The organism is uncultured Nostoc sp., from assembly GCF_964245445.1.
Classification (GTDB): Bacteria; Cyanobacteriota; Cyanobacteriia; order Cyanobacteriales; family Nostocaceae; genus Nostoc.
Genome location: NZ_CAXTNE010000410.1, coordinates 1 through 5,056, shown reverse-complemented (window position 1 = coordinate 5,056; position 5,056 = coordinate 1). Strand labels below are relative to the sequence as shown.

At 38.6% G+C, this 5,056-nt stretch carries 4 protein-coding genes and 1 pseudogene; 3 read left to right on the top strand and 2 right to left on the bottom strand.

What is annotated here, in order from left to right:
* A partial coding sequence (locus ACFE90_RS36160; RefSeq protein ID WP_375507063.1) for a hypothetical protein occupies positions 1-201 on the top strand: 201 nt, incomplete at its 5' end.
* Between the two features lie 311 nt (positions 202-512).
* On the opposite strand, the gene ACFE90_RS36155 is transcribed toward ACFE90_RS36160, so the two are convergent.
* Complete coding sequence (locus ACFE90_RS36155; RefSeq protein WP_375507062.1) at positions 513-1,538, bottom strand: LD-carboxypeptidase; 1,026 nt, start codon at positions 1,536-1,538, stop codon at positions 513-515.
* Between the two features lie 355 nt (positions 1,539-1,893).
* Between ACFE90_RS36155 and ACFE90_RS36150 the strand changes: the two are divergent.
* A pseudogene (locus ACFE90_RS36150) lies at positions 1,894-2,929 on the top strand (IS630 family transposase).
* A gap of 91 nt (positions 2,930-3,020) precedes the next feature.
* Here ACFE90_RS36150 and ACFE90_RS36145 read toward each other — a convergent pair.
* Positions 3,021-3,908 (bottom strand): class I SAM-dependent methyltransferase, encoded by an 888-nt coding sequence (locus ACFE90_RS36145; RefSeq protein WP_375507061.1) that lies wholly within the window; start codon positions 3,906-3,908, stop codon positions 3,021-3,023.
* 143 nt (positions 3,909-4,051) lie between these two features.
* On the opposite strand from ACFE90_RS36145, the gene ACFE90_RS36140 reads away from it, so the two are divergent.
* A complete protein-coding gene (locus ACFE90_RS36140; protein WP_375507060.1) occupies positions 4,052-4,225 on the top strand; it encodes a hypothetical protein in 174 nt (57 codons plus the stop codon).
* Positions 4,226-5,056: the final 831 nt, after the last annotated feature.

Below are 5,056 nucleotides of genomic sequence, written 5' to 3'. Positions count from 1 at the left end.
AATGCAGTAAAGGGTGCAGCCCAAGAGGTCAAATCAGCTAGTAATCAGGGTGTAGGATTAGATGAACGGCTGGTTGCAGATAATAAGCAGGTGAAAACTGAAGATGTTGGCATGAGGAAAAGTGTTGAAACTCACTCACCCCAATCACTCCCAGTAGAGATTATTGATCGAACCACCTCTGTAAACACTGACACACTATGAGATGGTGATAAGTTAGACATTCCTTATACCAATTCTCTAAAATAAGGCAACAGATGTAAGCAGGGATTGCCTTGCTGCATCTAAATTTCTCAATTGCGAATTGCGAATTGGTATCAAGGGGTGTTAGGGGACTTGCAAAAAATAAAGCATTTCCCCATAGATAATTAGGACTTAGACAAAAAGGCAGTGAAAGCCTTGATTTACCGTAGGGGCAATTCATGTAGACGCAAAGCGGCTTCCCGCAGGGTATTGCCCCTACATATTAGATAAAATGTGAGTCACTATTTTTATATTCTAACCTCCTGCCTCCTTCACACAAGACTAACAGCCACCTCTAACATTCGTATTGTCCCAAGTTCAGCATCTATTTCCACTTCTACACCGATTGGTAAAGTAAATTTATCCTTAATATGACCAATCATTGAACCGTACCAAGCAGGAATACCTAAAGGAAGTATGTGTTGTTGCAATACTTGGATTAATGTAAATGATGGTTCATCTCCAACACTACATTTAGTGCATTGCCCAAAGATAAAGCCAGCAATTTGATTAAGTATCCCAGCAGTTTTTAATTGCGTCAGCATCCTATCTATACGATAAACATCCTCGCCAATTTCTTCCACAAACAAAATGCTTTTGTTCCAAGAAGGTAGGTAAGGTGAACCAACCATTGCTGATAGTACTGATAAGTTTCCACCTACAAGCTTACCTCTCGCTTTTCCCGGTGCTATTATCTCCAACCGCACTTCGCTAGGATTGAAATTTTGCATAGTTACAGCTTCAGCATTAAATAGGATGCGCTTGAAGTAATTGACTGTAAACTGATTCCAGGTAGACGTAGCAACTGGCCCATGAAAAGTAATCATTTGACTACGGGCATTAATTGCTAATAACAGCGTCGTAATATCACTGTACCCGATGATAATTTTCGGATGGGAACGAATCAGCGAGTAGTTAAGTAAGGGTAAAATGCGATTACAACCCCAGCCACCGCGCATGGGGATAATTGCTTTGATGGTGCGATCGCTAAACATCAAGTTTACATCATCGGCGCGATCGGCATCTTTACCCGCTAAATAGCCGTAACGGTCTAAAATATGTTTCCCCAGCTTGACATTTAACCCTAAATGTAAAATTGATTGCTGTGCTGCTTCGATGTCTTTAGCGTCAACGATACCCGCAGGGGAAATCAATCCTACGGTATCACCCGCTTGCAGGTGCGGCGGCTTGCTGCTGGTGTTTGCAGATGGCTTACCTTGGGCGGTAAGTGGTGATATCTGGGTGGCTAGTGTAGCTAGTCCACAGGTTGTGAGAAATTGCCGACGCTTGATATTCATAACCATTGAGTTGGGGATTAGGGATTGTTTTTCTAATACCTAGTACCCAGTTTTGTAAAGAGTAGTTATAGCACAATACAGTTCAGTTAGCGCCAAAAACTTTAAACTGCGTAGGTTGAATATATCTTTTCTAAATCCTATAAAAATGGGCGAATTACAAGTGATTACTTGAACTTATACCACTATTCTAAAAATCCCTACTTATTTTCGTAAAAGGTGCTTAAAAACCTTAATTTTTCGTTTTCAGTTTTCAATAAGCTTAAGCTTTATATAGCAATCCTAAATGAGTTGTGAAAAATCACAGTTGTTGATAAAGTGAATACTGCTGGTAGTAATAAGGCACATAACAGTACGGATGGAAGAGTTGATAGAGTTCATTCAATCAAACCCAGACCCTAGAGAATTAAAGCGGGCACTTGCTGTACAAATGGTGATGCAAAATTATAACCATTCAAAAATTAGAAACATTTTAGGAGTGTCTGCAGGTTTTGTAAGCAAATGGAAATATATTTTTGTAGAACAGGGCATACGGGATTGAGGCTATCGTATAAAGGGTCAAAGAGCTATCTTGATTCGGCACAAAAACAAATGGTATTAAATTGGCTTGAACAGAGGAATTACTGGCACCTCTCAGAATTGAAAGAGTACATAGAAGATAATTTTAATATAATCTTTGAGTCTCTTCAAAGCTATTACGACTTGTTTAAAGAGGCCCATATAAGTTGGAAAAAAACACAAAAAAAGAATCTTCGTAAAGATCCAGATTTAGTTACAAAAAAAAACTAGAAATAAGCGCATGGCTGGATGCACATAAGCGTGAGATAGTATCTGGAGAACTCGTAGTTTTCTTTGAAGATGAGTGTCATCTGTTGTGGGGAGACATTTGTGGTTATATTTGGGGTAGTCAAAAAGAAAGGATTGAAGTTCCAGTAATCAATGAACGAGAACGACAGACATATTTCGGCGCTCTAAATTATTACACACAAGAATTTTTGATTAAGCCTTGTGAAAAAGGCAATAGTCGCAATGCAATTGCTTTCGTAGAATATTTAATTTCTCAATATCCAAAAAGTCGTATAGCCATCATTTGGGATGGAGCCAGCTATCATCGTTCTGCCGAGTTTAAAGCTTATTTAAATAAGATTAATCAAGGATTAAATGAAAACGAATATCAAGTGACTTGCATTCGCTTTGCTCCTAATGACCCATCACAAAATCCTGTAGAGGACGTCTGGTTGTATGCTAAAAACTTTATTCGAGAGTTTTACCACTTATGTAAATCATTTTCTCATATCAAAAGATTATTTGAACTTGTAACTCATTATCAAGTTTTTGAGTTTCCGAAAATATTTATGTATGGCTCATTTTTTTCACAACTCCTGCACGGATAGCTATACTCACATCTTGCACCTGGAAATTTAATGTCAATTCCTTGACTAAGTGTCTGTTCCCTCTGAAAAACATCTCGGCTCAATGCCCTCACTATTCCACTGTTAATGTCCAAATATTAAAGTTCAGGGATTTATAGTTTTTGAACTCGGCTTCAGATATGTCTAATTTTTGCATTGCAGTTAGCTGATAACTTCCGTCTATTTGTGGAGAGATGCAACTCCTAAAACCTAAGTGTGAAAAAAAGTCTACAATCTGTTGTTGATTATCAAAGCCTGTTTTGTACACATCACGCTGCGTTGTGCCTTGGACCCCTTGCGCGATATTCTGCAATTCTGAGTGAGTCTGTAAACGTCCTTCATGTTCAGCGTTTGTTAGAAAATCAGGAGTGATCCACGCACCACTGAAGCGGGAAAGAACCGAATGGATGTTGCGTGCTGCCCTCTCCTTTTCTTCCATTGAAAGGTAATGATAAAGTCCTTCGTGGATGACGGCTACTGGATGATTTGGCTTAAAGTGACGGATGGCTGATTCAATTTCAGGAAACGAAAGAATGTTTACGGCATCAAAGAATAAATTCTTGCGCTCTCTTAGACCGTGATTAGATATAATTCTTGACAGGATTTGTTGCTTTTCTTGCATTAGCTCAGGAAGATCTGTCTCCACATAAATATACTCTGGGTCTTCAGTCATAGCTAGTCCACGAAATGATAGCCCACTGGCTAATTCCAAAACCTGCGTAATGCCCTCTTTCTTTATCGCGCTGACAATACTTTTATAACGTATCTCAGCAGCAAGAGCTGCCCATTTCAAAAATTCTGGTGTGAGGTTCGTTCCTTGTGAGAAATTTTTTAAAACATCTTCTGCATGTATCAGTGTAGCAACATCCCTGGTAAAGGGAATATCTGAAAATTGCCGGAAATAAGCCACCAACTTGGCAGTCGGGCTAATCTTATTATGATCAGGACTAGTCGTTTTCACTGATTTACTCCTATTGTTGTTAGCGAGCGAGGATATTGTCTATGGTAAAGAGATTGTATTCTAAATACTAACCTTATAGAGGTTTGGATGTAGAATTATATAAACAATTAGCTGAAAGAGCTTAAGCACAATATAAATCAAAAATGCATAGTGATAGACCTTTCTGGCATCCATTAGCTGAAGAATCTTTGAACGCAGACGGGGAAATTGAATATAATTGCTGGGCAGTTGCAAGTTTTCATATTTTCGCAATTGTTAAGCACCCTGAAAATAAAAAACTTGAAGAAAGGATAATTGAAAATACTTTTTACAATTAAGGGTATCTGGGAATTCAGACGCGGCAACTTCTGCTAAGAGCGATCACCCTTATTGCAACATCTAGAACTTAATTCCAGGGCTCTTGTTGACCGACGGCTCTTAGCGAAGCGTTTCCCAGATACCCGTCGGCACTCCACACGCTTATGTGTATTTACTACATTTTTCGGGCTGATTCATTGATTTTTTCTGCGCCTTCACCTGAATTTGTTCAGAGTATCAACAACTGTGATTTTTTACAAATGATTTAGAATTGCTATAGTACAAATATTATTAGTGGGATAAGTTCTTCATAGTTAATAATTTTGTAGAGAATACTTAGTTTATCAAGTAGTCGAGCAGCATTTGTTTTCATAAACTTTTCGTTATTCTAAGTTTCTGTCCGTCCTGACAAAAGTTAAGCATAAGTACTAATTTTACAAATTAAACTCCCTTGAATCCCACAATTAATCACTTACAACATTGTTGCATTATGGTATTATTTCCAACTCCAAAAGACTCAGCACTTTTTCTTCCAAAGCTGTCAAATAAGCAAGGTACTGTCAGCCTTCAGTAGTCCGCTTATGCTAAGTGCTAGATATAATTCCACGGGTAAATGCAGAGCGATCGCTAGTTGAGAAATAAATGTTGCGCGAAGGACTATCGCGCTTTTATTCAGTAAATAGACCACGCTTTTAGAACACAGAAATGCTCATACGTGTCAACTTAACGTGAAAGCCTTAGAATTATCTGATATTAAGTCCACTTGCTTACAATCATTATCCGCGTCACCCCACCCCAGTTTTGTCCAAAGCCAAAACTTTCCCTCCCGAAGAGCGGGGAGGGGATTAAGG

Excerpts from the sequence above, each read along its gene's own strand:
- ACFE90_RS36155 (WP_375507062.1), bottom strand. The coding sequence starts at position 1,538 with ATGAATATCAAGCGTCGGCAATTTCTCACAACCTGTGGACTAGCTACA.
- ACFE90_RS36140 (WP_375507060.1), top strand. The coding sequence starts at position 4,052 with ATGCATAGTGATAGACCTTTCTGGCATCCATTAGCTGAAGAATCTTTG.